Annotated in this window: 19 protein-coding genes, 4 tRNA genes and 1 pseudogene; 21 read left to right on the top strand and 3 right to left on the bottom strand. The window is 59.0% G+C overall.

The genetic code is table 11. The features are described from left to right. The first annotated feature begins 44 nt into the window (after positions 1 to 44). The 16 genes from leuB (at position 45) to HX824_RS10980 (ending at position 15,968) form a co-directional block, all read left to right on the top strand. The gene (leuB, locus tag HX824_RS11055; RefSeq protein ID WP_177054537.1) at positions 45 to 1,127 is read left to right on the top strand and encodes a 3-isopropylmalate dehydrogenase; all 1,083 of its coding nucleotides are present in this window, start codon (positions 45 to 47) and stop codon (positions 1,125 to 1,127) included. 64 nt (positions 1,128 to 1,191) lie between these two features. After that, positions 1,192 to 2,304 (top strand): aspartate-semialdehyde dehydrogenase, encoded by a 1,113-nt coding sequence (asd, locus tag HX824_RS11050; protein WP_003212667.1) that lies wholly within the window; start codon positions 1,192 to 1,194, stop codon positions 2,302 to 2,304. A 248-nt stretch (positions 2,305 to 2,552) separates the two neighbouring features. Next, complete coding sequence (locus tag HX824_RS11045) at positions 2,553 to 3,563, top strand: aspartate-semialdehyde dehydrogenase (RefSeq protein ID WP_177054536.1); 1,011 nt, start codon at positions 2,553 to 2,555, stop codon at positions 3,561 to 3,563. 160 nt (positions 3,564 to 3,723) lie between these two features. Next, entirely contained in the window at positions 3,724 to 6,267 is a 2,544-nt protein-coding gene (locus HX824_RS11040; protein WP_177054535.1) for a FimV family protein, read from the top strand. 156 nt (positions 6,268 to 6,423) lie between these two features. Continuing rightward, positions 6,424 to 7,248 (top strand): tRNA pseudouridine(38-40) synthase TruA, encoded by an 825-nt coding sequence (gene truA / locus HX824_RS11035; protein ID WP_003212671.1) that lies wholly within the window; start codon positions 6,424 to 6,426, stop codon positions 7,246 to 7,248. 63 nt (positions 7,249 to 7,311) lie between these two features. Continuing rightward, positions 7,312 to 7,944 (top strand): phosphoribosylanthranilate isomerase, encoded by a 633-nt coding sequence (locus HX824_RS11030; protein ID WP_003212673.1) that lies wholly within the window; start codon positions 7,312 to 7,314, stop codon positions 7,942 to 7,944. 243 nt (positions 7,945 to 8,187) lie between these two features. Beyond that, positions 8,188 to 9,108: an acetyl-CoA carboxylase, carboxyltransferase subunit beta gene (gene accD / locus HX824_RS11025; RefSeq protein WP_003212675.1), complete on the top strand. Its 921-nt coding sequence runs from the start codon at positions 8,188 to 8,190 to the stop codon at positions 9,106 to 9,108. Next, positions 9,105 to 10,412, top strand: coding sequence for a bifunctional tetrahydrofolate synthase/dihydrofolate synthase (gene folC / locus HX824_RS11020; RefSeq protein WP_008438745.1), 1,308 nt, complete (start codon positions 9,105 to 9,107; stop codon positions 10,410 to 10,412). The genes accD and folC overlap by 4 nt, the downstream gene beginning before the upstream one ends. Continuing rightward, on the top strand, positions 10,396 to 11,058 hold the full coding sequence (locus HX824_RS11015; RefSeq protein WP_087693954.1) for an SPOR domain-containing protein: 663 nt from the start codon (positions 10,396 to 10,398) through the stop codon (positions 11,056 to 11,058). The genes folC and HX824_RS11015 overlap by 17 nt, the downstream gene beginning before the upstream one ends. Before the next feature lie 254 nt (positions 11,059 to 11,312). Continuing rightward, positions 11,313 to 11,870, top strand: a complete 558-nt coding sequence (locus HX824_RS11010) for a CvpA family protein (protein ID WP_003212681.1) — start codon at positions 11,313 to 11,315, stop codon at positions 11,868 to 11,870. A gap of 41 nt (positions 11,871 to 11,911) precedes the next feature. Beyond that, positions 11,912 to 13,417, top strand: coding sequence for an amidophosphoribosyltransferase (purF, locus tag HX824_RS11005; protein WP_003212683.1), 1,506 nt, complete (start codon positions 11,912 to 11,914; stop codon positions 13,415 to 13,417). Positions 13,418 to 13,483: 66 nt separating this feature from the next. Next, positions 13,484 to 14,695, top strand: a complete 1,212-nt coding sequence (locus HX824_RS11000; RefSeq protein ID WP_008438742.1) for an O-succinylhomoserine sulfhydrylase — start codon at positions 13,484 to 13,486, stop codon at positions 14,693 to 14,695. A gap of 11 nt (positions 14,696 to 14,706) precedes the next feature. Further along, positions 14,707 to 15,471 (top strand): SDR family oxidoreductase, encoded by a 765-nt coding sequence (locus tag HX824_RS10995; RefSeq protein WP_003212687.1) that lies wholly within the window; start codon positions 14,707 to 14,709, stop codon positions 15,469 to 15,471. A 107-nt stretch (positions 15,472 to 15,578) separates the two neighbouring features. Continuing rightward, positions 15,579 to 15,654, top strand: a tRNA-Val gene (locus tag HX824_RS10990). A 55-nt stretch (positions 15,655 to 15,709) separates the two neighbouring features. Further along, positions 15,710 to 15,786, top strand: a tRNA-Asp gene (locus tag HX824_RS10985). A gap of 105 nt (positions 15,787 to 15,891) precedes the next feature. Beyond that, positions 15,892 to 15,968, top strand: a tRNA-Asp gene (locus HX824_RS10980). Between the two features lie 165 nt (positions 15,969 to 16,133). On the opposite strand, the gene HX824_RS10975 is transcribed toward HX824_RS10980, so the two are convergent. Further along, on the bottom strand, positions 16,134 to 17,417 hold the full coding sequence (locus HX824_RS10975) for an FAD-binding oxidoreductase (protein ID WP_003212689.1): 1,284 nt from the start codon (positions 17,415 to 17,417) through the stop codon (positions 16,134 to 16,136). 183 nt (positions 17,418 to 17,600) lie between these two features. Between HX824_RS10975 and HX824_RS10970 the strand changes: the two genes are divergently transcribed. From HX824_RS10970 to HX824_RS10955, 3 genes and pseudogenes are all read left to right on the top strand, one after another. Beyond that, a tRNA-Val gene (locus tag HX824_RS10970) sits at positions 17,601 to 17,677 on the top strand. Between the two features lie 120 nt (positions 17,678 to 17,797). After that, positions 17,798 to 18,909 (top strand): annotated as a pseudogene (locus tag HX824_RS32545) (IS3 family transposase); the annotation flags it as partial. Positions 18,910 to 19,114: 205 nt separating this feature from the next. Continuing rightward, entirely contained in the window at positions 19,115 to 20,152 is a 1,038-nt protein-coding gene (locus HX824_RS10955) for a right-handed parallel beta-helix repeat-containing protein (protein ID WP_177020880.1), read from the top strand. 222 nt (positions 20,153 to 20,374) lie between these two features. On the opposite strand, the gene HX824_RS10950 is transcribed toward HX824_RS10955, so the two are convergent. Beyond that, positions 20,375 to 21,703: an O-antigen ligase gene (locus HX824_RS10950; protein ID WP_177040477.1), complete on the bottom strand. Its 1,329-nt coding sequence runs from the start codon at positions 21,701 to 21,703 to the stop codon at positions 20,375 to 20,377. Between the two features lie 818 nt (positions 21,704 to 22,521). On the opposite strand from HX824_RS10950, the gene HX824_RS10945 reads away from it, so the two are divergent. Together HX824_RS10945 and gltS are read left to right on the top strand one after the other, a co-directional pair. Continuing rightward, a complete protein-coding gene (locus tag HX824_RS10945; protein WP_177054534.1) occupies positions 22,522 to 23,562 on the top strand; it encodes a hypothetical protein in 1,041 nt (346 codons plus the stop codon). A 439-nt stretch (positions 23,563 to 24,001) separates the two neighbouring features. Continuing rightward, positions 24,002 to 25,213, top strand: coding sequence for a sodium/glutamate symporter (gene gltS / locus HX824_RS10940; RefSeq protein WP_177040476.1), 1,212 nt, complete (start codon positions 24,002 to 24,004; stop codon positions 25,211 to 25,213). Positions 25,214 to 25,236: 23 nt separating this feature from the next. Here gltS and HX824_RS10935 read toward each other — a convergent pair whose 3' ends face one another. Further along, positions 25,237 to 26,373, bottom strand: coding sequence for a carboxylesterase (locus HX824_RS10935; protein WP_023659010.1), 1,137 nt, complete (start codon positions 26,371 to 26,373; stop codon positions 25,237 to 25,239). Positions 26,374 to 26,495 lie beyond the last annotated feature (122 nt).

Raw genomic sequence — 26,495 nt, 5'->3', positions numbered from 1 at the left:
CCCGACCTGCCCACGGGCGGGTCGCTTGATGAAATGAGGAACGCATGAGCAAGCAGATTCTGATTCTCCCTGGCGACGGCATTGGTCCGGAAATCATGGCCGAAGCGGTCAAGGTGCTGGAAGTGGCTAACGCCAAGTACAGCCTGGGCTTCGAACTGAGCCACGACGTGATCGGCGGCGCGGCCATCGACAAGCACGGCGTGCCTCTGGCCGACGAAACCCTGGAGCGTGCCCGCGCAGCCGACGCCGTGCTGCTGGGCGCCGTGGGTGGCCCGAAGTGGGACAAGATCGAGCGTGACATCCGCCCTGAGCGCGGCCTGCTGAAGATCCGTGCGCAACTGGGCCTGTTCGGCAACCTGCGCCCGGCGATCCTTTACCCGCAACTGGCGGACGCTTCCAGCCTGAAGCCGGAAATCGTCGCGGGCCTGGACATCCTGATCGTCCGCGAACTGACCGGCGGTATCTACTTCGGCTCGCCACGGGGCGTGCGCGAGTTGGAGAATGGCGAGCGTCAGGCCTACGACACCCTGCCGTACAGCGAGAGTGAAATCCGCCGTATCGCCCGTGTCGGTTTCGACATGGCCCGTGTGCGTGGCAAGAAGGTCTGCTCGGTGGACAAGGCCAACGTATTGGCGTCCAGCCAGCTGTGGCGTGAAATCGTCGAAGAAGTCGCCAAGGACTACTCGGACGTCGAGCTGAGCCACATGTACGTCGACAACGCCGCCATGCAGCTGGTGCGTGCACCGAAGCAGTTCGACGTGATCGTCACCGACAACCTGTTCGGCGACATCCTGTCCGACCAGGCCTCGATGCTTACCGGTTCCATCGGCATGCTGCCGTCGGCCTCCCTGGATGCCAACAACAAGGGCATGTACGAGCCGTGCCACGGTTCGGCGCCGGACATCGCCGGGCAGGGCATTGCCAACCCGTTGGCGACCATTTTGTCGGTGTCGATGATGCTGCGTTACAGCTTCAACCTGACCGACGCCGCGGATGCCATCGAGCAGGCCGTGAGCCTGGTGCTCGACCAGGGCCTGCGCACTGGCGACATCTGGTCCCAGGGTTGCACCAAGGTCGGTACGCAAGAAATGGGCGACGCAGTAGTCGCCGCGCTGCGGAATCTGTAATCTCTCGGGCCCGCTTGCAGATGTTGCTGCAAGGCGGCCCACTTTTGAACAAGGTGTAGTTGCGATGAAACGTGTAGGTCTGATCGGTTGGCGCGGTATGGTCGGTTCCGTGCTCATGCAGCGGATGCTGGAAGAGCAGGATTTCGATCTTATTGAGCCGGTGTTTTTCACCACCTCCAATGTAGGTGGTCAAGGGCCGTCCGTGGGCAAGGACATTGCTCCGCTCAAGGACGCCTACAACATTGAAGAACTGAAGACCCTCGACGTCATTCTGACCTGCCAGGGTGGCGACTACACCAGCGAAGTCTTCCCCAAGCTGCGCGAAGCCGGCTGGCAGGGTTACTGGATCGACGCCGCTTCCAGCCTGCGCATGCAGGATGACGCGGTGATCGTGCTGGACCCGGTCAACCGCAAGGTGATCGACCAGCAACTGGACGCGGGCACCAGGAACTACATCGGCGGCAACTGCACCGTCAGCCTGATGCTGATGGGCCTGGGCGGCTTGTTCGAAGCCGGCCTGGTGGAGTGGATGAGCGCCATGACCTATCAGGCGGCCTCTGGTGCCGGCGCGCAGAACATGCGTGAACTGATCAAGCAGATGGGCGCGACCCACGCCGCTGTCGCCGATCAACTGGCTGACCCGGCCAGCGCGATCCTCGACATCGACCGCCGTGTGGCCGAGGCCATGCGCAGCGAGGCCTACCCGACCGAAAACTTCGGTGTGCCATTGGCCGGCAGCCTGATCCCGTGGATCGACAAGGAACTGCCTAACGGCCAGAGCCGTGAAGAGTGGAAGGCCCAGGCCGAGACCAACAAGATCCTCGGTCGCTTCAAGAGCCCGATCCCGGTGGACGGTATCTGCGTGCGCATCGGCGCCATGCGTTGCCACAGCCAGGCGTTGACCATCAAGCTGAACAAAGACGTGCCGATCGCCGATATCGAAGGGCTGATCAGCCAGCACAACCCTTGGGTCAAGCTGGTGCCGAACAACCGTGATATCAGCATCCAGGAACTGAGCCCGAACAAGGTGACCGGTACCCTGAATGTGCCGGTTGGCCGTCTGCGCAAGCTGAACATGGGGACGCAGTACCTGGGTGCGTTCACCGTCGGCGACCAACTGCTGTGGGGCGCGGCTGAGCCGTTGCGTCGCATGCTGCGGATCTTGCTGGAGCGGTAATCGCTGCTGGTCATTGGAAACCCGCGTTCTGGTGACAGGCGCGGGTTTTTTATTGCGCGCTCGGGCCTCTTCGCGAGCAAGCCCGCTCCCACATTCGAGCGAGTTTCTTCAGTTGAAATGCGATCAAATGTGGGAGCGGGCTTGCTCGCGAAGAGGCCATCAGCCACACCACAACCCCCAGGTTAATTGCCTCACCCCCAGCCACCCGGTAAAGTGCCGCTCCCCCCGCAATGCCCGAGGCAGCCCCCATGACCCAGACCTTTGATATTGCCGTGATCGGCGCCACCGGCACCGTTGGCGAAACCCTGGTGCAGATCCTCGAAGAGCAGGACTTCCCGGTAGGCAGCCTGCACCTGTTGGCCAGCAGCGAGTCGGCCGGGCATTCGGTGCCGTTTCGTGGCAAGAACGTGCGGGTGCGGGAAGTCGATGAATTCGATTTCAGCAAAGTCCAACTGGTGTTCTTCGCCGCCGGCCCTGCGGTCACCTTGAGTTTTGCCCCGCGCGCCACCGCTGCGAGCTGCACCCTGATCGACTTGTCCGGCGCCTTGGCGGCCGATCAGGCGCCGCAGGTAGTGCCGGAAGCCAACGCGCAGATCCTCGATGGCCTGAAAAAACCTTATCAGGTCAGCAGCCCAAGCCCGTCGGCCACTGCCCTGGCCGTGGTGCTGGCGCCACTGCGCGGCTTGCTGAACATTCAGCGCGTCAACGTCACCGCCAACCTCGCCGTTTCCGCCCAGGGCCGTGAGGCTGTCAGCGAACTCGCCCGGCAGACCGCCGAGTTGTTGAATGTGCGCCCGCTGGAGCCGAAGTTCTTCGACCGGCAAATGGCCTTTAACCTGCTGGCCCAGGTCGGCAAGCCTGACGCGCAAGGCCACACCGCCCTGGAAAAACGCCTGGTGCACGAATTGCGCGCCGTGCTGGAAATGCCTTTGCTAAAGATTTCCGTCACTTGCGTTCAAGCCCCGGTGTTTTTTGGCGATAGCCTGACTGTGTCACTGCAATTGGGGGCAGCGGTGGATCTCGCTGCCGTCAACCGTGCCCTGGACTCGGCACCGGGTGTCGAGTTGGTGGAAGCGGGCGATTACCCCACGGCTGTGGGCGATGCGATCGGTCAGGACGTGGTCTACGTGGGCCGGGTTCGTGCCGGTGTTGATGACCCCGCGGAACTAAATATGTGGCTGGCGTCAGATAACGTACGCAAAGGGGCGGCACTGAACGCCGTACAGCTGGCGCAGTTGTTGATAAAAGGCCTTGTGTAAAAGATACTTGGCGGCAATTTGTAGATTGATTCTAGCCAAGCGCTATGCTTGGCCCCAAGCTGGAAAAATTGCGCGTCGGTGACCTATCGGCTCGCCATGCCTAATGGCAGCGGTTACCCACCTTCTCGCCGGCCGGGGAGTGTTCAAAAAGGATGAGGCTATGGTTCAAGTTCGCAAACTGGTGTTAGCAATAGCGGCCGCCTCGGCGCTGTCCTCCGGTATGGCGCAAGCACTGCAGCTTGGGGAGATGACCCTCAAGTCGAAGCTGAACCAGCCGCTGTCGGTGGAAATCGAGTTGCTCGATGTCGGTGGCCTGACCGCCTCCGAGATCACCCCCAGCCTCGCGTCGTCCCAGGCCTTTGTGGATGCGGGCGTCGATCGCCAGGCGTTCCTGAACGACCTGACCTTTACCCCGGTGGTCAATCCCAACGGCCGCAGTGTGGTGCGTGTCACCTCCAGCAAGCCGCTGCCGGATTCCTATGTGCGTTTCCTGCTGCAGGTGCAATGGCCCAACGGCCGTCTGATGCGCGACTACAGCGTGTTGCTGGACCCGGCCAAGTTCGACCAGTCGACCCCGGCCGCTGGTGCACCTGCACCCGCGCCACGCTTGAGTGCGCCTGCGACGACGGCTCCGGCAGTCACCAAGGCCAAGGAACACACCACGACTTCCCGTGACACCTTGTGGGAAATCGCCGCGAAAAACCGCAATGGCGCCTCGGTGCAGCAGACCATGCTGGCCATTCAGGCGCTGAACCCTGACGCCTTTATCGACGGCAACATCAACCGCATGAAAACCGGCCAGGTCCTGCGCCTGCCGGATTCGGGGCAAAGCACCAGCCTGCCGCAGCCCGAGGCGATTGCTGAAGTGACGGCGCAAAACGCGGCGTGGCGCGAGGGCCGCCGTGGCGGCAATCAGCTCGCCGGCAAGGCGCAGCTGGACGCGACCAAGCGTACCCAGGCGGGTAATGCGCCGTCGCAGACCAATACCAAGGACAATTTGAGCCTGGTCTCGGCCGAAGCGGCCAGGAAAGGCGGGAAGGGCGCGGCGGGCGACAGCCGGGCCTTGAACAACAAGCTGGCGGTGACCCAGGAAAGCCTGGATTCGACCCGTCGCGAGAACGAAGAACTGAAAAGCCGCATGGCTGACCTGCAAAGTCAGCTGGACAAGCTGCAGCGGCTGATCGAGCTCAAGAACAACCAGCTGGCCAAGTTGCAGACCCCGGGTGGCGCTGCGGCGCAGCCTGCTGCAACGGCGGCGATGCCGGCCGAGCTGGCTGCACAACCGGCGGCGCCGGCAGCAACCCCCGCGGCTGCGCCGGTCGAGACCCCGGTCAAGCCGGATGCGGCGCCTGCCAGCACTGAAGGTAAATTCAACGACCTGCTGACCAACCCGATCGTGCTGGGGGTGATCGGCGGCGCAGCGGGTTTGCTGGTGCTGTTGCTTCTGCTGCTGTGGGCCCGTCATCGCAATGCGCGCCTTGAAGAAGAAAAGCACCTGCGCATGGCACGGGCCCTGGCTGAAGAGCCGGAATTTGCGCCGAACATTGATCACGATCTGCCATCTGACAGCTTCGAAGGCCTTGATGTACCGCCGCCGAACGTCAAGCTGGCTCCAGCTCCAGCTCCAGCTCCGGCGGCGGTGGTTGCCCCGGTGATTGCGCCGGTGGTCGCACCTGTTGCTGTGCAGCGTCCGACCGACGCCCTGGCGCAAGCCCAGTCGCATATCGACCGTGGCCACCTGAACCAGGCTGCGGAAGTGCTGGAAGATGCAATCAAGCAAGAGCCCGCCCGCAGTGACCTGCGTCTCAAGCTGATGGAAGTCCACGGCTTGCAGGGCAACAAGGACGGGTTTGTCACCCAGGAGCGCCAACTGGTCGCCAATGGCGACAACCATGCCCAGGTCGAACAACTGAAAAGCCGCTTCCCGGCCATGGCCGTGTTCGCAGCAGGCGTCAGCGCTGCCGTTGCCGCTGCCGCTCTCGACGCCCAATACGTCAAGGACCTGCTCAAGGACGACCCGGCACCGCCTGCACCTGAGCCTGCGCCGGACGCGTTTGACACTGACTTCGACCTGAGTCTGGACGATCTGGAGGCTGCTTCGCCAGCTGTGGTCCGCCCGACGTCGGACGACGACCTGAGCTTTGAATCGGTGCTGCAACAGCAGACCGAGGCCAAGGCCAGCGCGGAAGACCTCTCGGATTTCGACCTGGACCTGCAACTCGATCCACCCTCGTCGACCCAGTCAGACGACGACTTCCTCTCCGGCCTTGAAGACCAGATGAAGGACCTGCCGCCGGTAGAGCCGCCGACACTGACGCCGGCCGACCTGGATGACCTCGACCTGCCGGAGGATTTCGACCTGTCCCTGGCCGACGAACCCGAGGCGCCTGCAGCGGCCAAGCCGGACGCGTTTGCGTCGGAGCTTGATGATGTCAACGCCGAGCTGGATCGCCTGTCGCAAAGCCTGGAACATCCGCCAATCGAACCGTCCTTCACCGCCGACGACGCGGCGTTGGGTGGCGATGAGCCGGAATTCGACTTCCTCTCCGGTACCGACGAAGTGGCCACCAAGCTCGACCTGGCGCAGGCCTACATCGACATGGGCGATGCCGACGGGGCGCGGGACATTCTTGGCGAGGTGCTCAAGGAAGGCGATGACGGTCAGAAGGGCGAAGCCAAGGAAATGCTCAGCCGGCTGGCTTGATACGCGCGGTAAATACAACGGCAGCCTTCGGGCTGCCGTTTTGCCATCCAGGCACCAAACCCATGGCGTCCCAGGCGCGCGGCCTTATAATGGCCGCCTTTGCGCAACTCATCAGGCTCTCAGTTCTTGGCAAATATAGATAACGCGGCCGCCGAAATGGCGGCCGCAGGCTTTTTCAGAATCGCCCTGGGCGTGGAATACAAAGGCTCGCGCTATCGTGGCTGGCAACGCCAGGCCTCCGGTGTGCCGACGGTGCAGGAAACCCTGGAGAAGGCCCTGTCGAAAGTCGCCGACTCACCGGTGTCGCTGATGTGCGCCGGGCGGACCGATGCCGGCGTGCACGCTTGCGGGCAAGTGGTGCACTTTGACACTCAGGCCGAGCGCTCGATGAAGGCATGGGTGATGGGCGCCAATATCAACTTGCCCCACGACGTCAGCGTCAGTTGGGCCAAGGTGATGCCGGCGGACTTTCACGCGCGCTTCAAGGCCATCGCCCGGCGTTATCGCTATGTGATCTACAACGATCAGATCCGCCCGGCCCATCTCAACGAAGAAATCACCTGGAACCACCGCCCGCTGGACGCCGAGCGCATGGCCGAGGCGGCCCAGCATCTTGTAGGTATCCACGATTTCAGTGCGTTCCGTGCCGGGCAGTGCCAGGCCAAGTCGCCGATCAAGGAAGTCCACCACCTGCGGGTGACGCGCCACGGCAAGATGATCGTGCTGGATATCCGCGCCGGCGCGTTCCTGCACCATATGGTGCGCAATATCGCCGGGGTGCTGATGACCATCGGTACCGGCGAACGCCCGGTGGAATGGGCCAGGGAAGTGCTGGAAAGCCGGATTCGCCGTACCGGCGGCGTCACGGCGCATCCGTTCGGCCTGTACCTGGTGGATGTGGAGTACCGCGACGAGTTCGAATTGCCCCAGCGATTCATCGGGCCACACTTCCTCACAGGTTTCAGCGAACTTGGCGGCTGACGCCCTCAAAAGCATTTGTTACCATCCGGGACTTTCCCGGACACGCCCTGAGGTTTCATCGACATGTCTGCCGTTCGCAGCAAGATTTGCGGGATTACCCGCATAGAAGACGCGTTGGCGGCGGTCGAGGCGGGGGCCGATGCCATCGGTTTCGTGTTTTATGCCAAAAGCCCGCGGGCGGTGAATGTGTTGCAGGCGCGGGCGATCATCGCCGCGTTGCCGCCGTTCGTGACCACCGTGGGGTTGTTCGTCAACGCCAGCCGCTGCGAGCTCAATGAAACCCTCGACGCCGTGCAACTGGACATGCTGCAGTTCCATGGCGATGAGAGTCCGGACGAGTGCGAGAGCTACCAGCGCCCGTACATCAAGGCGCTGCGGGTCAAGGCCGGGGACGATATTGCTGCGGCATGCGCTGCCTATGGTGGGGCTCGCGGGATTCTTCTCGACACCTACGTCGAAGGCGTTCCCGGTGGTACGGGCGAGGCGTTTGACTGGTCGTTGATTCCCGAAGGGTTGAGCAAGCCGATTATCCTCGCGGGCGGCCTGAATCCGGACAACGTGGCCAGTGCCATCCAGCAGGTTCGGCCGTATGCCGTGGACGTCAGCGGCGGGGTAGAGCAGGGCAAGGGCATCAAGGATCACGCAAGGATTCGCGCATTCATGCAGGCCGTGCGCGACAGCAGCGGGACGATGTGACGGCTGGCAGTCTGCCGCCGTCCATAACTACCACTGTGTAAAACAGCCCGGCGCCGCCTGTGGGAGGCCCGGAAATGAAGTGGCAACCCTGCACGGCAGGTTGTCTGGAAGGCTGAGGGCACAGGCAGGAAATGGCTGGTCGAACGTCTGACCCCGTCCAGTTTGTGTCATCGCCACATATGAATTTAGCTCAAGGGCATACGCGGGGCTGTGTTCAAGCCACCGGTACTGGAGAAAGAAAGCATGAGCAACTGGTTAGTAGACAAACTGATCCCTTCGATCATGCGTTCCGAGGTGAAGAAAAGCTCGGTTCCTGAAGGTCTTTGGCACAAGTGCCCATCCTGCGACGCGGTGCTGTACCGCCCGGAGCTGGAAAAGACCCTGGACGTTTGCCCCAAGTGCAATCACCACATGCGTATCGGCGCCCGCGCCCGCATTGATATTTTCCTCGACGCCGATGGTCGCTCCGAACTGGGCGCTGACCTGGAGCCGGTTGACCGTCTGAAGTTCCGCGACGGCAAGAAGTACAAGGACCGCCTGACCGCGGCCCAGAAGCAGACCGGTGAAAAGGACGCGCTGATTTCCGTCAGCGGCAAGCTGCTGGGCATGCCGGTGGTGGTTTCGGCCTTCGAATTCTCCTTCATGGGCGGCTCGATGGGCGCCATCGTCGGTGAGCGTTTCGTACGTGCCGCCAACTACGCGCTGGAAAACCGTTGCCCGATGATCTGCTTCGCCGCCTCCGGTGGTGCGCGGATGCAGGAAGCACTGATCTCGCTGATGCAAATGGCCAAGACCTCCGCGGTACTGGCGCGTCTGCGCGAAGAAGGTATTCCGTTCATCTCCGTGCTGACCGACCCGGTCTACGGTGGTGTTTCCGCCAGCCTGGCGATGCTGGGTGACGTGATCGTCGGTGAGCCGAAGGCGCTGATCGGCTTTGCCGGCCCGCGTGTTATCGAGCAAACCGTTCGCGAAAAACTGCCGGAAGGCTTCCAGCGCAGCGAGTTCCTGCTGGAGCACGGCGCGATCGACCTGATCATTCCGCGCGGCGAACTGCGTCCGCGCCTGGGTAGCCTGCTGGCGCAAATGATGGGCCTGCCGACACCTGTGTACGTCGCGCCTAAAATCGAGCCGATTGTCGTGCCACCGGTGCCTGCAAACATATGACCCAACGTACCCTGGGCGAATGGCTCGCCTACCTTGAGCAGTTGCATCCGTCAGCCATCGACATGGGCCTGGAGCGCTCGCAACAGGTAGCGGCCCGCCTCGGGTTGGGCCGGCCGGCGCCGCGTGTGATCACGGTGACCGGCACCAACGGCAAGGGCTCTACCTGCGCCTTTGTCGCGGCCTTGCTGCAAGCCCAGGGCCTGAAGGTCGGCGTGTACAACTCGCCGCACCTGCTGCGCTACAACGAGCGGGTGCAGCTCAATGGCGTCGAAGCCACTGACGAGCAACTCTGCGAAGCCTTCGCCGCACTTGATGCCGGGCGTGGCGAGATTTCCCTGACCTATTTCGAGATGGGCACCCTGGCGGCGTTCTGGCTGTTCGAGCGTGCGCAGCTGGATGTAGTGGTGCTGGAAGTCGGCCTGGGTGGGCGTCTGGACACGGTCAACGTGGTGGATGCCGACCTGGCGCTGATTACCAGTATTGGCGTCGACCATGCGGACTACCTGGGTAACACCCGTGAGTCCGTGGCCTATGAAAAAGCCGGGATCTTCCGCCAGGGCAAGCCTGCACTGTGCGGCGACCTGGACCCGCCGCATACCTTGCTGGACAAGGTGCGCGAGCTGGATTGCCCGTTCTTCCTGCGCGGGCGTGATTTCAATCTCGAGATTGGCGACCAATTCTGGCAATGGCGCGGGCTTGACGCGCGCGGTCAAACTGTTGAGTTGCGCGACTTGCCACTGCTGAACCTGCCGATGGAAAACGCCGCGCTCGCGCTGCAAGCCTACCTGTTGCTGGATTTGCCCTGGCATGCCGAGCAGATTGCCGCTACGTTGCAGGCTACTCGCGTGGTGGGGCGCCTTGACCGGCGCACGTTCGACTGGGAGGGCAAGCGCCTGAACCTGCTGCTGGACGTGGGGCATAACCCTCACGCCGCTGAATACCTGGCCAGGCGCCTGGCACGCACGCCGCCCGCCGGTCGCCGCCTCGCGGTGTTCGGGTTGTTGTCCGACAAGGACCTGGACGGCGTGGTTGCACCCTTGCTGGGCGACGTCCAGGCCTGGGCGGTTGCACCGCTGGATACGTCCCGCAGTCGTCCTGCCATCGAGTTGCAGGTTGCCTTGCAGAACCTTGGCGCGTCCGTGACGTCCCATGCAAGCGTGACAGCCGCCCTGGAAGCCCAGTGCGCGGTTGCGACGCCTGAGGATGAGATTCTGTTGTTCGGATCATTTTATTGTGTTGCCGAGGCGCTCGAATGGTTGGCCCGGCGCTCCACGGAGGAAGCTGCACATGGCATTACTGGATAGCGCATACAAGCAGCGAATGGTTGGAGCCCTGGTCCTGGTGGCGTTGGCGGTGATTTTCCTGCCGATGCTGTTTTCCCGTCAGGATGAGCAGCGCCAAGTGACCGTTGAAGCGCCAGCTGCGCCCCAGGCGCCTGCGGTGCCTCAGGTTCAGGTTGAGCCGGTGGTGGTTCCCGAGCCGCAAGCGCTGCCGGAAGAAGAGCCGGTGCCGACCGATGACGAAGTGGCTGCACAGCAAGCGCCGTCGATGCCGGTGCAGCCGAGCGTGCCGGTGGTTAAGCCTGCGCCTGCTGCTCCTGCAGTTGCTGCGAAGCCTGCGGCGCCGGCGCCAGCACCAAAACCTGTGGCCCCGCAACCTGCGGCACCGGGCAAGCCGGACGTGGGCCAGAGCCGTATTGACCCGAATGGCTTGCCGATCAGCTGGTCGATCCAGCTGGCCAGCCTGGCTAACCGCGAAAGTGCTGATGCGTTGCAGAAGAAGCTGCGCACCCAGGGTTATAACGCCTATATCCGCAGCGCCGATGGCAAGAACCGGGTATTCATCGGGCCGCTGATCGAGCGCGCCGAAGCCGATCGCCTGCGGGACCTGTTGGATCGCCAGCAGAACCTCAAGGGTTTTGTGGTTCGCTTCCAGCCCGAAAAAGGCTGAGGCTGCAAGGATTCAAGCTGGAATGCGCTCAATGTGGGAGCGGGCTTGCTCGCGAAGCGGTGTATCAGTCAGCAGATTTATTGGCTGCCCCACCGCCTTCGCGAGCACGCCCGCTCCCACAAGTGTTTTGGGTGTGCCGCAACAGGCCGGTTTCCCCTATAACTCATTGATTTCAAATGCACTGCCAATCACAGCTTACCGATAGCCCAGCGCTCTGCTAAAATGCGCCGCCTTATCCGTCTGTAGGCTGAACTGTGCCATTTACCTGGGTTGATTGGGCGATCGTTGCAATCGTCGCCATCTCCGCTTTGATCAGTCTGAGCCGCGGCTTCGTCAAAGAAGCATTGTCGCTGCTGACATGGATCATCGCAGGAGTTGTAGCCTGGATGTTCGGCGGTTCATTGTCTGTCTATCTGGCCGGATACATCGAGACACCTTCGGCTCGCGTCATCGCGGGCTGCGCCATCATGTTCATCGCCACGTTGTTGGTGGGGGCAATGGTCAATTATCTTATCGGCGAATTGATACGTGTCACCGGCCTCTCCGGGACCGATCGATTTCTCGGCATGGCCTTCGGCGCCGCGCGTGGCGGCTTGCTGGTGGTCGTGGCGGTCGGGCTGTTGAGCCTGGGGCCGGTACAGCAGGATTCGTGGTGGCAGGAGTCGGTACTCGTGCCAAAATTTCTATTGGTTGCAGATTGGTCCAAAAACCTCATTTTGGGGTGGAGCAGTCAGTGGCTGGCCAGCGGGATCAGCGTACCCGCTGATCTTCCGTTCAAGGAACACCTCTTGCCGGCCAAAACGCCTCAGTAAGTTGTGTTCAGTCAAGATTCATTAAGTAGGGGTTGCGTCGCATGTGTGGCATCGTCGGTATCGTCGGTAAGTCGAACGTGAATCAGGCGCTGTATGACGCGCTAACCGTCCTCCAGCACCGCGGCCAGGATGCTGCCGGTATTGTGACCAGCCACGACGGCCGGTTATTCCTGCGCAAGGACAATGGTCTGGTGCGTGACGTGTTCCATCAGCGCCACATGCAGCGCCTGGTCGGGCACATGGGCATTGGCCACGTGCGCTACCCGACAGCGGGCAGCTCGACCTCGGCCGAAGCCCAGCCGTTCTACGTCAACTCGCCCTATGGCATCACCCTGGCGCACAACGGCAACCTGACCAACGTTGAACAACTGGCCAAGGAGATTTACGAATCTGACCTGCGCCACGTCAACACCAACTCGGACTCCGAAGTACTGCTGAACGTGTTCGCCCACGAGCTGGCCCAGCGCGGCAAGCTGCAGCCGACCGAAGAAGACGTGTTCGCTGCCGTGACTGACGTGCACAACCGCTGCGTCGGTGGCTATGCGGTAGTGGCGATGGTGACCGGCTACGGTATCGTCGGTTTTCGCGATCCCCACGGCATCCGCCCGATCGTGTTCGGCCAGCGTCATACCGACGAAGGCGTCGAGTACATGATCGCTTCCGAAAGCGTGTCCCTGGACGTGCTGGGCTTTACCCTGATTCGCGACCTGGCGCCGGGCGAAGCGGTCTACATCACTGAAGACGGCAAGCTGCACACCCGTCAGTGCGCACTGAACCCGAAACTCACCCCGTGCATCTTCGAACACGTCTACCTGGCGCGTCCGGATTCGATCATCGACGGTGTTTCGGTGTACAAGGCGCGCCTGCGCATGGGCGAGAAGCTGGCGGACAAGATCCTGCGCGAGCGCCCGGATCACGACATCGACGTGGTTATCCCTATCCCGGACACCAGCCGCACCGCTGCGCTGGAGTTGGCGAACCACCTGGGCGTGAAATTCCGCGAAGGCTTCGTCAAGAACCGTTACATCGGCCGTACCTTCATCATGCCTGGCCAGGCTGCGCGCAAGAAGTCGGTGCGCCAGAAGCTCAACGCGATCGAGCTGGAGTTCCGCGGCAAGAACGTGATGCTGGTGGATGACTCCATCGTACGCGGCACCACCTGCAAGCAGATCATCCAGATGGCCCGCGAAGCCGGTGCGAAGAACGTTTACTTCTGTTCCGCCGCGCCTGCCGTGCGTTACCCGAACGTGTACGGCATCGACATGCCGAGCGCCCACGAACTGATCGCCCACAACCGTTCGACCCAGGACGTTGCGGACCTGATCGGCGCCGACTGGCTGATCTACCAGGACCTGCCGGACCTGATCGAAGCCGTCGGTGGTGGCAAGATCAAGATCGAGGAGTTCGATTGCGCGGTGTTCGACGGCAAGTACGTCACCGGCGATGTCGACGAGGCCTACCTGAACAAGATCGAGCAGGCCCGTAACGATTCCTCGAAGATCAAGACCCAGGCGGTCAGCGCGATCATCGACCTGTACAACAACTGAGTAGACACCGGCCCTGAGGGGCCGGTTTTGTATCTTTGATAAAGCATTCGAGTTGAGGAGTAGAGCATGAGTCAGGAATGGGATGCCGGTCGCTTGGACAGCGACCTCGATGGCGTAGCTTTCGATACCCTGGCTGTGCGCGCCGGCCAGCACCGCACCCCGGAAGGTGAGCACGGTGACCCGATGTTCTTTACCTCCAGCTATGTGTTCCGCACTGCGGCCGACGCCGCTGCGCGTTTTGCCGGTGAAGTACCGGGCAACGTTTATTCGCGTTACACCAACCCGACCGTGCGCGCGTTCGAAGAGCGTATCGCCGCGCTGGAAGGCGCCGAGCAAGCTGTCGCCACTGCCACGGGCATGGCCGCGATTCTCGCGGTAGTCATGAGCCTGTGCAGTGCCGGTGACCACGTCCTTGTATCGCGCAGCGTGTTTGGTTCGACCATCAGCCTGTTCGAAAAGTACTTCAAGCGTTTTGGTATTGAAGTCGACTACGTGCCGCTGGCGGACCTGTCCGGCTGGGACGCGGCCATCAAGGCCAACACCAAATTGCTGTTCGTCGAGTCGCCGTCCAATCCATTGGCCGAGCTGGTGGACATTGCCGCATTGTCCGAAGTGGCCCACGCCAAGGGCGCGATGCTGATCGTCGACAACTGCTTCTGCACCCCTGCATTGCAGCAGCCGCTGAAGCTGGGCGCAGACATCGTTGTGCACTCGGCCACCAAGTTCATCGACGGCCAGGGCCGTTGCATGGGGGGCGTGGTTGCCGGCCGCAGCGAGCAGATGAAGGAAGTGGTGGGCTTCTTGCGCACCGCCGGCCCGACCCTGAGCCCGTTCAACGCCTGGATCTTCCTTAAAGGTCTGGAGACCCTGAGCCTGCGGATGAAGGCCCATTGTGCCAACGCCCAGGCCCTGGCCGAGTGGCTGGAGCAACAGGACGGTATCGAGAAGGTCCACTACGCCGGCCTCAAGAGCCACCCGCAACACGAGTTGGCCCAGCGCCAGCAACGTGGTTTCGGCGCCGTGGTGAGTTTCGAGGTCAAGGGCGGCAAAGAGGGCGCCTGGCGCTTTATCGATGCGACTCGCCTGATCTCCATCACCGCCAACCTGGGTGACAGCAAGACCACTATTACTCACCCAAGCACCACCTCTCACGGTCGCCTGGCGCCGCAGGAGCGTGAAGCTGCCGGGATTCGTGACAGCCTGATCCGCATTGCCGTGGGCCTGGAAGACGTCGCTGACCTGCAGGCCGACCTGGCCCGTGGGTTGGCTGCCCTGTGATCGAGTGGTCCATGGAGGCGGCGAGCGCCAGTAACGGGCGGGTCGCGCTGGTGACCGGCGCGGCGCGGGGCATCGGCCTGGGGATTGCCGCCTGGTTGATCAGCGAAGGCTGGCAGGTGGTATTGACGGACCTGGACCGTGAGCGCGGTTCCAAGGTGTCCAAGGTGCTCGGCGACAACGCCTGGTTTATTACCATGGACGTGGCCGATGAGCGGCAGGTTGCCCAGGGCGTGGCCGAGGTACTTGGCCAGTTCGGGCGCCTGGATGCGCTGGTGTGCAATGCCGCCGTGGCCGACCCGCGCAATATCACCCTGGAAAGTCTCGACCTGGCTTACTGGAATCGTGTACTGGCGGTGAACCTCAGTGGTCCCATGTTGCTGGCCAAGCACTGTGCGCCCTACCTGCGGGCCCACGGCGGCGCCATCGTCAACCTGGCGTCGACCCGGGCACGCCAGTCGGAACCGGACACCGAAGCCTATGCGGCGAGCAAGGGCGGTTTGCTGGCCCTGACCCACGCGTTGGCTATCAGCCTCGGGCCGGAAGTACGGGTCAATGCCGTCAGCCCGGGCTGGATCGATGCCCGTGACCCGGCTGCACGCCGTGCCGAGCCGCTGACGGATGCGGATCACGCCCAGCACCCGGCGGGCAGGGTAGGCACTGTGGAAGACGTAGCGGCGATGGTGGCGTGGTTGCTGTCGCGCAATGCCGGGTTTGTCACCGGGCAAGAGTTCGTCGTCGACGGCGGCATGAGCAAGAAGATGATTTACACCGAGTAGGGCGGGTCGCGGTCCTGAAGCAATTTTGTCTTTTTCAGAAAAACTTCAAGCAGGCTATTGACTTAGGTCCGCTACCTGCGTAAATTTCGCGGCCTCAACGAAGCAAAGGGTGATTAGCTCAGCTGGGAGAGCATCTGCCTTACAAGCAGAGGGTCGGCGGTTCGATCCCGTCATCACCCACCACTTCTTGAGAGTTTTGCCCTAGGGCAAGACGCAACGTTAAAAGTTGCACCGACGCGCAGCGGTAGTTCAGTCGGTTAGAATACCGGCCTGTCACGCCGGGGGTCGCGGGTTCGAGTCCCGTCCGCTGCGCCATATTTTCCAGGTCTGATGTTTCAGATTTGAGATTGAACAGCCAAGGCTGGTCAGTCAGATGTTTGAAGGCGGTTGAAGGTGACACTTCAGCAGTCTGAGCGATACGCAGCGGTAGTTCAGTCGGTTAGAATACCGGCCTGTCACGCCGGGGGTCGCGGGTTCGAGTCCCGTCCGCTGCGCCATATCTGTTCCAGGGCCCACTGAACGCCCTGAGACGCCAAAGCAAGCCGCTGGCTTGGTTGGATCGATAGCAAAGACCCTGGTCGAAAGACCGGGGTTTTTTGTGTCTGCGATTGGGTGCCGGCGCGGCAAGTACAGGGGCCGGCAAGCCAGCCCCGTGTCCGGGGTCAGAATCCCAGCTTGTCCCGCAACCCGTAATACCAGGCCCCCAGCGCCGCAAACGGCGTGCGCAACAGTTGTCCGCCGGGGAAGGGGTAGTGCGGCAGGCCGGCAAACGCATCAAAACGTTCTGCCTGGCCTCTTAGCGCTTCCGCCAGTACCTTGCCCGCCAAGTGGGTATACGTCACGCCATGGCCGCTACAGCCCTGGGAGTAGTAGATGTTATCCCCCAGGCGACCGACCTGCGGCAGGCGCGACAAGGTCAGCAGGAAATTGCCGGTCCAGGCGTAGTCGATCTTCACGTCCTTGAGCTGCGGGAAGGCCTTGAGCATCTTCGGCCGGATGATCGCCTCGATATTCGCCGGGTCACGCGCGCCGTACACCACGCCACCGCCGAAGATCAGGCGCTTGTCGCTCGTCAGGCGGTAGTAGTCCAGCAGGTAATTGCAGTCCTCGACGCAGTAATCCTGTGGCAGCAGCGTCTTCGCCAGTTCATCGCCCAGTGGTGCGGTGGTAATCACCTGCGTACCACACGGCATCGACTTGGCCGCCAGTTCCGGAACGAGGTTCCCCAGATAGGCGTTGCCTGCAACAATAATGAACTTGGCCCTGACCTTGCCGTGCGCCGTATGCACCACCGGATTGGCGCCGCGCTCGATGCGAGTCGCCGCCGACTGCTCATAAATGGTGCCGCCCAGGGACTCCACGGCTGCCGCTTCGCCCAGCGCCAGGTTCAGCGGGTGAATGTGCCCGCCGCTCATGTCGAGCAGGCCGCCCACATAGTTGTCACAGGCGACCACCTCGCGAATGCGCCGCTCGTCCAGCAACTCCAGCTGGGTGTGGCCGTAGCGCTCCCACAGGCGCTTCTGCGACTCCAGGTGGCCCATGTGCTTGCTGTTCAGTGCCGCGAACACACCGCCGTCCTTCAGATCGCACTGGATCTGATACTTGGCCACCCGCTCCCGAATGATCCTGCCGCCTTCAAATGCCATGTCGCCGAGTAATTTCGCCTGCTGGGGGCCGACACTGCGCTCGATCACATCGATATCACGGCTGTAGCTGTTGACGATCTGCCCACCATTGCGGCCCGACGCGCCAAAGCCTACCTTGGCAGCTTCCAGCACTGTCACGCGAAAGCCGTTTTCCAGCAGGAACAGCGCACTGGACAGGCCGGTATAACCGGCGCCAATCACGCACACATCGGTTTCGACTTCACCTTGCAGCTCTGGGCGAGGAGGTACCGCATTCGCAGACGCGGCGTAATACGACTGGGGGTAGGGGGTGTTCGCCATCCTGGAACCTCTGTTTTATATTTTTTACGAGTGCGCCGATCCTACCTGAGTTGAAAATCCGCTGCCAGCCGCCGGAAAATACCGTTGTGCTGGCCACAAATAAAAAATTCGCATATTCATAGGCTTAGCTGCAAAAAAGGTGTTGACACCCCTCGGGAATTCCGTAGAATGCCGCCTCACAGCAGGCACGTAGCTCAGTTGGTTAGAGCACCACCTTGACATGGTGGGGGTCGTTGGTTCGAGTCCAATCGCGCCTACCAAACAAAATCCGCTCTGCTGGGCGGTCTAAAAGGGCTCACCGAAAGGTGGGCCCTTTTTTGTTGCCTGTGTTTCGTCCTGAATGAGGTCTACACCTTCTGATCTATTTCCAGGAGGGCGTAATGGAGGCAGGAAAAAGGCGTAGTCATCGAGACTACACGCTGACCTTTAAATTGTCGGTCGTCGACGAAGTCGAAACGGCGAGCTGGGCTGTAAATAGGCTCAAGAGCGCTACCGGATTCAAGGCAAAACCACCGTTCTGACGCGGTTACGCAAGCGTGGTCGGCAAGAGTGTAGCCCCGGCACATAGATTGGCTCGCCGGGATGGGGTCTGTGCCCGACAGAAACCGACCACTAACGCCATGGCAACGCATCAAAGATGCTTGAAGAACAGTTGGCGTTTTCCAATCAGAAAGCGCAGTTTTTCGAGGCGGTCGTGGATGTCTTGAAAAACGCCTACGGTCTCTCTGTCGTAAAAAAGCGTCCCGGCAATTCCTCGCGCATAAACCAATCCAGAACCTGAGCATCAGCAGGGCTTGCCAGTGCTTGGGGATAAGCCGACAGGCTTACTGCAAACGCAATCGCACCGATGCAACTCGTCTGGTTCTGGATCAGAAAGTTGCCGACTTCGTTCAACAAAAAAGTCAGCGTCGGCCGCGTTTGGGTACCCGAAAGCTGCACCACTTGCTGCGTTGCCAGCCTCAACTTGAACTGCAAGTGGGGCGAGATCGGCTGTTTTCGATCCTGCACCGAAGGCGTGGTCCGCGAGCGGGCGTAGCACAAGACGACCGACAGTCATCATCGCTTTCTGCGCCATCCGAACCTACTTAAACCGGGTCCTGATCAGGTTGTTCCAATCGGTCCGGAAAAAATCCGGGTAGCTGACATCACCTAACTGCCCGTTCAGGAAGGTGTGGCCTATCTGAGACTTGTGACGGATGCTTTTTCGCGAAAGGTCGTGGTTACCAGGTCCATGAAAGTCTGCACACCGAGTCGGTAGTGCAGGTTACGTCGAGCCGTGAATCAGGCTCAAACCGCGCAGCCACTGGTTCATCACTCGGACAGAGCCGGCCAGTATCGCTTGGGAATGTACCAGGAACAGCACGCGAAACACGGCATCCGGTGTTCCATGACGGGCGGCTATGACTGCTACCAAAATGCTTTGGCAGAGCGGGTCAACGGGATCTTGAGGGCGGCGCTTCTGCCTGAGCGACAACAGGATTTCATGCAGTCCGTAGAGCCAAACGTTACTCAGCGCATGCTCAACGAATTATCGCCATCACCCACGAATGGGGGAGCGTCGTGATCGCGCTGCGGGCTTGTCAGGCGTACGCCAGAGAAATCTCGAAACAAAAATATGGCTGCTTTGCTTTGATTTTGTGCTGTATGTATGTACAGTATATCGAGTGGTTAAGGATAGCCACTAATCAGGAGAAGTAATGTCTATGTACTACGCGACACCATATGTATTCACGCCAAGCGCCACGCTCGACAATGGGCCTCAGCTCAGATCAATTATTCAAGCCGGATATCGCTGGATTCAAATTAACCGCGACGTATGCCCGATCAAGACTACCGTGCCCTTGAATAAGGCCGACCTAACCCCGGTTCACGGTCTGGTCATTGAGCCCGCACCAGGCATCGAGAAGGTGCTTATTGACTCAAGCGGAATTGGTCGAAATCCGGAAGTACCTACCGATCCGAGCTATGCAGCGTTTGATTATCAAGGGAAGGTCCGGCCTGCAAGTTTTTTAACGCGGGAAGCTTTTCTGAATCAGAATGAAATTTTTGTCGATGATCCGACAAAATATGTAGCTGGGGACTGGATTGTAATTTCCGATGCTTCAACAGACTTCCATAAGCAGCCGCTTCCACTTGATGGTCCTATGGAAGTTCGGCAGGTTATTCGAGTATTCAGCGGGTCGCTGGTGATCAACAATGTTCTCAAAAAAGGACATCCGGATGGAGCCATTGTTGCTACGTGCGTGCCGATTCGTAACGTTATAATTCGAGGCCTGGAGTTCACTGGGAACTCTGCTGTCGGAGTTCATATTCACTACGGCCAGCATTGCACTATTCAAGATATTACCTCTGTTAACTGGACTGGGCGGTCGCTTGTTCTCATTGATAACGGCGGTAGCAATAACTCAGTCATTGATTGCTACTGTACCGGGACAGAGGCTGGTGGTGGGCCAACACAAAATGCCTGGGGTGTAGTCATGGAAGGTCAGGATTCATCCCGGATGGTGAATAGCGGCGGTGAATTTTGCGGTAATGGCAGTGCAATGAATTACTGTATTGATAGCGTAGCTGTCGATGCAAGAGCCCGCAGGAATAATGTAAATGTCGGCGTATATACCCACTCTATCCGAAGTGGTTATATCCGGCCGAGAACGGAACGTCCTCTAATTCTTGACACATACGAGAGTCCAGAGAACGTTGATTGCTTTATCTTTAGCAAGCGGGGTTTATCATAAGCTCTAGCTGTGTTATGAGTTTGTTCGCCTCTCAATGTTTTAATGTCATTTAAGAGGTAGTGCGAAGAAGGCCGAGTCTTGGCCTTCTTCTCTCAAAAAATAACCCCTGAATGGCTTTCTATTTCCCCCGACACGAAGGCTGCCTAAGACTGGCAGTCGTAACTTCTCGCGAGGCGCTCTAAAAAGACTATACGTTCGCATAGTACCGCTTATGCTTTTATTTTAATTTAACGGATGGAGTGCAGCGTGAGGTTGGGCAGGCATTGTTGAATTATTTTTTGAGCTTAAGTTGAATGCGCGTCGCCAGTAGAAACCCAGTATCAGCAGAAATATAGGGCCTGTAGATGGGGAAGACAGACCATCTTGAAATACATTGAATACAGTAAAGAATGGTATGACCATTGCCATCATTGCAATGTAAAATCTCTTTTGAAATTCATCGCTTTGAGGGATTTTGAAGAAAGGTTTTACGATGCTCCACAGGAATATCAGATAGAACAATCCAGCAAGACCTCCCATTTTCCAAATGGCACCTAAATATTGATTGTGTGGCGTATAACCTGAGGTGCTCACATCGTTATCGAAGTAGCCAAGCTCAGAGTTAAAAAGCCCATAGCCACCAAAGCCAGTACCAAATATCGGGCTGCTTATTAAGTCATCAATAATTATCATGTACAGGCCTAATCTTCCTGATGAAACCCCATCCCAATTTCCAGAGTAGATGTTGTCTGTCATCAAAAGTATTTTGGCGAATAATTCAATAAAGTAGTCTGAAAAAATCGCTATTATGGTTGCAGATGTAACGATGGCAAGCGTGATGTATAGAGCAGCTCTAAATATCCTGCCGACTGTCATTTTTCCCGCGAAGAAGCAACATAAGCAACTAACGATTAAACCAAATGCAGCTTGTCTAGATCCACTGCCTAGGACGAGTATCAAGCTGCACAACATTCCAGTGTACGAAATAATCCGTATGCTTTTTTTGGGTTTCATGATTACGCCTAGCGCTAGACAAATCATGAATGCCGTCGAAAAAAATACAGCTATTCCATTTATTCCATTGCTACCATGAAATTTCATACCGAAAAATGTAGGGTCGAAGACGGCGCCGTAAATGACTTCGCCTGGGATACGCTCAAATTCAGTAAATATAGTAACGTGGCCCTTCATGAAAATCGCGTCAACCGTTGCTGCAAGCGCGGTTGCCGTGAGTAGATAGATTAATGTCTTGTTGAACCTGTCAGGGTGAATGCTTGACTCTCCAATGTTTCTACCCAGCAAATAGACCAGGTATGGCTTGAAGAAAAACGCTATGGAGAAAATAGATCTGGCGATGTTTCCCGGCTGGATAAATAATTGTATGTATATAAGTGAGATGAAAGAGAAAATTATGCTGAGCAGAAGCCACTTATTTATCTTGTGGTGAATGATTAGTATGTAAGGGAGGATAAGTAGGCATAGCAAGTCAGACGGCGCAATTTCAACGCCAAGAGCAGGCACGAATATTCTTAGTGGAATGCACAGTAAAACAGCTGATAAAAATAAAAGCATGTTCGACTATCCCTGTAGTAACAAAACTTAAAAAAGCACACTTCATGCATTATTTATTGTCTTGAGCGCCTTTTGAGGCAGCATCATGCCGCCCATCTGCGCGCCAGAATAGTTAACTTGTCATGGCAAGCTTGCCGAAAGCGCGAAACGTGTTCGAAAATTGATAAGTGGCATGATGGTTCCTTTGTATCGCGGTAATCGAAGATCCGTTCGAATTGCTGAAATTGTAGACGTGTTTCGGTGTAGTGAGAGGATTTCGAGTTGCTCGGTTCGGCAGGACACTGTGAATGGTTGATTACTGTAGGAATAGACAACGCTAAGTTAATGATTCTTGTAAGGTTAAACGGGAAATTCGTAGCCTTTCAAAGGGCGAATTTTCCCCTATGGATCAATCGGTTGCAGATTTCTCGGGATCACCTTCAAATGGTGGGGGGCGCTGGCTCGAGTCCTATCGCGCCGACCAAACAGAATCCGCTTTGCTGGGCGGTCTGGAAGGGCTCACCGAAAGGTGCGCCCTTTTTTGTTGCGATTTGCGAAGCCTTTGCAACCTACCTCCTCAAAATGACAATTCGGCGTCCCTTCCTGGCTTGTCGATTTATCCCGTTGTGCTTCTTTCGAGCGTGCTTCGGCATCTTCTTTTCCCGTCTCCCATGAGCCTCCCTGAACGCCACAACGTAGATCACGCGCCCGATACGCGTGATGCGTATGTCGGCGTCGGTGGGCAATAGCTAGAGGGTGCTGCTTTCGTAGAATTTTTAGCTGTATGCATGTACAGTTGTTTCGCCAAAAAATGGCCATGGGAAATCAGGAGAAGTCATATGTCAATTTACAGCGATACCCCTTATGTTTTTACGCCGGATCCCTCTGCGGATAACGGTCCTCAACTCCAGTCGGTGATGAAGGCCGGATACCGCTGGATTCAAATCAATGGCACTGACTGCCCAATCGGGACAACAGTCCTGCTAAACCGTGATGACAATTGGCCCTACAGTGGGCAGATCATCGAGCCAGCACCAGGGATCGATAAGGTCACTATCGACGTTTCAGGGATCGGTCGTAACCCGCTGGACCCAACAGATCCGAGTTATGCCGCCATCGACTACCAGGGTAATGTTCGCCCGGGCAGTTATCTGACCGCGCCGGCCTACGTCAATACGACCGAAATCTCCGTGGCTGATACCACTCCGTACACAAACGGTTCCTGGATCGTCATCTCGGATGCTTCAACCGATTTTGCAACCTACCCGATGCCACTCGACGGCCCCCTGGAGGTTCGCCAGGTTATATATGTGCTGGCTAACTCATTGATTGTTAATCGCGTAATCAAACGTGATCATCCCCTGGGCGCAATCGTGGCTTTATGTGACCCGATTAAAAACGTGTACATCCGCAACCTTGAATTCACCGGGGACGCTGCGGTAGGGCTGCATCTGCACTACGCACAACACTGTGTGATCGAGAACATCACGTCGGTCGACTGGACTGGGCGCTGCATGCTGCTGCTGGACAACGGTGGTGAGTACAACACCATTCTTGATAGTTATTGCACGGCTACAGAGCCAGGTGTCGATCCTGAACAGACCGCCTGGGGTGTCGTCATCGAGGGGCAGGACTCTACCCGCGTGATTAATTCAGGTGGTGAAAATTGCGGCTTGGGGATGGGGATGAATTACAGCATTGATTGTGTGTCGATTAACGCAAGGGCTCGCCTCAATACAGTAAACGTTGGGGTCTATACCGCATCCATTCGTACGGGGTTCCTTCGACCTGCGACCGAATCCCCTCTGATCCTGGATAACGTCATCACTTCAGACTGCGTTGATTGCTATATGGTTGAACCCATACCTTTTTCCGGATAATCATGGAAAAAAAGCCCGCATTGAGCGGGCTTTTTTATTGGGAATATTTATTCCCAGGGTATAGGTTCGCGGCCAGCGCCGTTGCGACGCCCAGCAACAGAGCGGCCGCAATTGTCCCTTGGTAATCATTGGCCAACACAGAAGCACGGCCAGGTAGGGCAGATTCGAATGGGCGCTGAGTCGGCAGGATGCCGCGGACCTGTAAAGCGCCCGTCCAGACGCAGTTCTGCAGCCCTTGTCATGCACTCGATTTTCTCGTCTTGCCCCTTCAGATTGCGCTTCGCAAGTCTTTCGCCTGAATGTCCTGGGGATTCCGTTCGGCAACGTTAGGACTTTTCCCAGGTTAAAGATGGCGTCGTACTACTACTCTTCCTGTGTTGTTCCGAAGGATCGATAGGCCTGCCCCGATTCGTCATAAATAACTACAGAGAGCTGCCCCATGCTTCAACTCGACTTCTATTCAACGCTGGTCGCCGCCTCCCTGGTGCTTTTACTTGGGCGCGGGCTGGTCGCTCGAGTCGGTTTCCTGCGCACTTACAATATTCCGGAGCCGGTGGCCGGTGGTTTAGTGGTGGCGGTGCTGCTTCTGGTCCTGCGTATGCTCGCTGGCATTGAGGTCCGGTTTGATTCGTCGCTGCAGACGCCACTGATGTTGGCTTTCTTTGCCACCATTGGTTTGAATGCGGATTTCGCCAGCCTGAAGAAAGGCGGGCGGGTGCTGGGGATTTTCCTGCTGGTGGTGACGGCGCTCCTGGTGGTCCAGAACGCGATGGGGATTGCGCTGGCCAAGGCGCTGGGGCTCGATCCATTGATGGGGTTGTTGGCGGGCTCCATTACGCTGTCGGGTGGGCACGGGACCGGCGCGGCCTGGGGCGCGGTGTTCAGCGAGAAGTATGGCGTGGCGTCGGCGTCCGAACTGGCCATTGCTTCCGCGACCTTTGGCCTGGTGCTCGGCGGCCTGATTGGCGGCCCGGTCGCTCGCCTGCTGATCAAGCGCGTCCAGACGCCCGCCCTGGCGCCGGTACAACCGCTAGGGCCAAAAGGGTTCGAGCAGCCGAATCAAGAGCGCATGATCACCTCCTTCTCGTTTATCGAGACCCTGGCGCTGCTCGCCATCAGCCTGCAAGTGGGCACATTCCTCAGCGGTTTTATCCAGGGCACGGCCTTTGAGCTGCCGACGTTTGTGTGTGTCTTGTTTGTCGGTGTGGTGTTGCGTAATGGTCTGTCGGCGCTGGGCTGGCACCAGGTATTCGAGCGCGAAGTCTCGGTGCTAGGGAATGTCAGCCTGTCGTTGTTCCTGGCGATTGCATTGATGTCGCTCAAGCTCTGGGACCTCGCCGCGCTGGCCCTGCCGATTTTCATCCTGCTGGCTGCGCAGGCGTTGATGATGGCGCTGTTTGCGATTTTCGTGACGTTCCGGGTGATGGGGAGCAACTATGACGCGGCGGTCCTGGCGGCGGGGCACTGCGGTTTCGGGCTCGGTGCCACGCCAACTGCCATTGCGAACATGCAGGCGGTGACCCAGCGTTTCGGGCCATCGCAGATTGCATTTCTGGTGGTGCCGATGGTGGGCGCCTTTTTCATCGATATCACCAATGCGATCGTGATCAAGTTGTACCTGGCGCTGCCGATCCTGGGCGTCGCGGGATAAACGCGGTTTACCGGATTTGCCGTTTAATGACTCGCCAGGTCCTGCTTGCCCAGGACCTCGTCAATCACCCCAAGCTGCCAGGTGAAATACGGATTGAACGTCAACCGCGCGTGCATCTTGCCCGGCTCACGGTAGCCCCAGTCCGAATACCACACGTCGGCCCCCTGTTCGCAGGCGCGGGTTGCGTCGTCCGTCTGGCCGTTCCAGCAAAACCGCAGGCTGCCCTGTTCGCCATACAGAGCGTTGTCGGGTGAGAACAGCAACCCCATGTGGGAGAACTGGCTGATCCGCAACTCCGGCAGGTAGTCGGTACGCGCTTTTACACGGCGGGTATCCCAGGCGCTCTCTGGCAATGTGCCGTACCAGGCGAGGCGGCTATGGGGGTTGCTGAAGCGTTGCTGGAAGGTCTCCAGCACGTAGTGCGTATCGAGTACTGAGTCGTGGGCTGCGACGGCAATGAACACCGGCTTGTCATAGGGGCGCCGCTCCAGGTCCTGGCGGGCTAGCCGGCTGCTGCGGTAGAACTGGGCAAAACCGTTGGTGGGCACTGTCATGTAGCGCACCAGGCTCTGTTGTGGCCGGCTGGCGTCTGGCGCCAGCAGCCAGGGGCGCGCCCAACTGATCAGGGGTGTCAGCCAGTCGTAGGTCATGCTGGACTGGAACGCGGGAGAGAACAGCAGCAGCCCCGCGACGTCGTCGTGTTTGTAGGCGTAGTCGAGTACCAGGTTGGCGCCGGTGGAAAAGCCGCCGAGGTAGATTTCTCCTACCTCTGCGCGAAGGATCGCAGCCTGTTCGTCCACCACCCGGCGCCAGTCTTCCATGCGTACCTGCAGCATGTCGGCCGGTTGCGTGCCGTGGCCGGGCAGCAGCACGGTCCTGACCAGAAAGCCGCGGGCGGCCAGTGCGCTGCCGATATCGTGGAAAGACCAGGGTGAGTCGCCCAGGCCATGCACGAGAATGATCCCGCGCTTGGGGGCACCCGCCGGGCGCCATTCCTGCGGGGCGTTCCAGTTGAGTTCGGCATCCTTGTCGATGCCCTGGAAATCACGATGGTCCCGCAGCCATTGCAAGGTAGCGGCGCGATACGCTTCGAATGATTTCTGGCCAAGCGGCATGCCCGGTTCTGCGAGGGCTGTCGTGCAGAGCAATAGGGCGAGCATGCCGCAAGCAACGCTTCGGAGCGTTCTGCGCATCGATGGACGGGGCTGCATACAGGTGTGGTTGTTCAAGGCAGGTTCTCAACGGAGCGTAACCGTAAGGTCATGCACGATAATGACCTGCC

Source organism: Pseudomonas sp. D4002, assembly GCF_013385665.1.
Classification (GTDB): Bacteria; Pseudomonadota; Gammaproteobacteria; order Pseudomonadales; family Pseudomonadaceae; genus Aquipseudomonas.
This window is presented reverse-complemented; position numbering and strand designations above follow the sequence as displayed.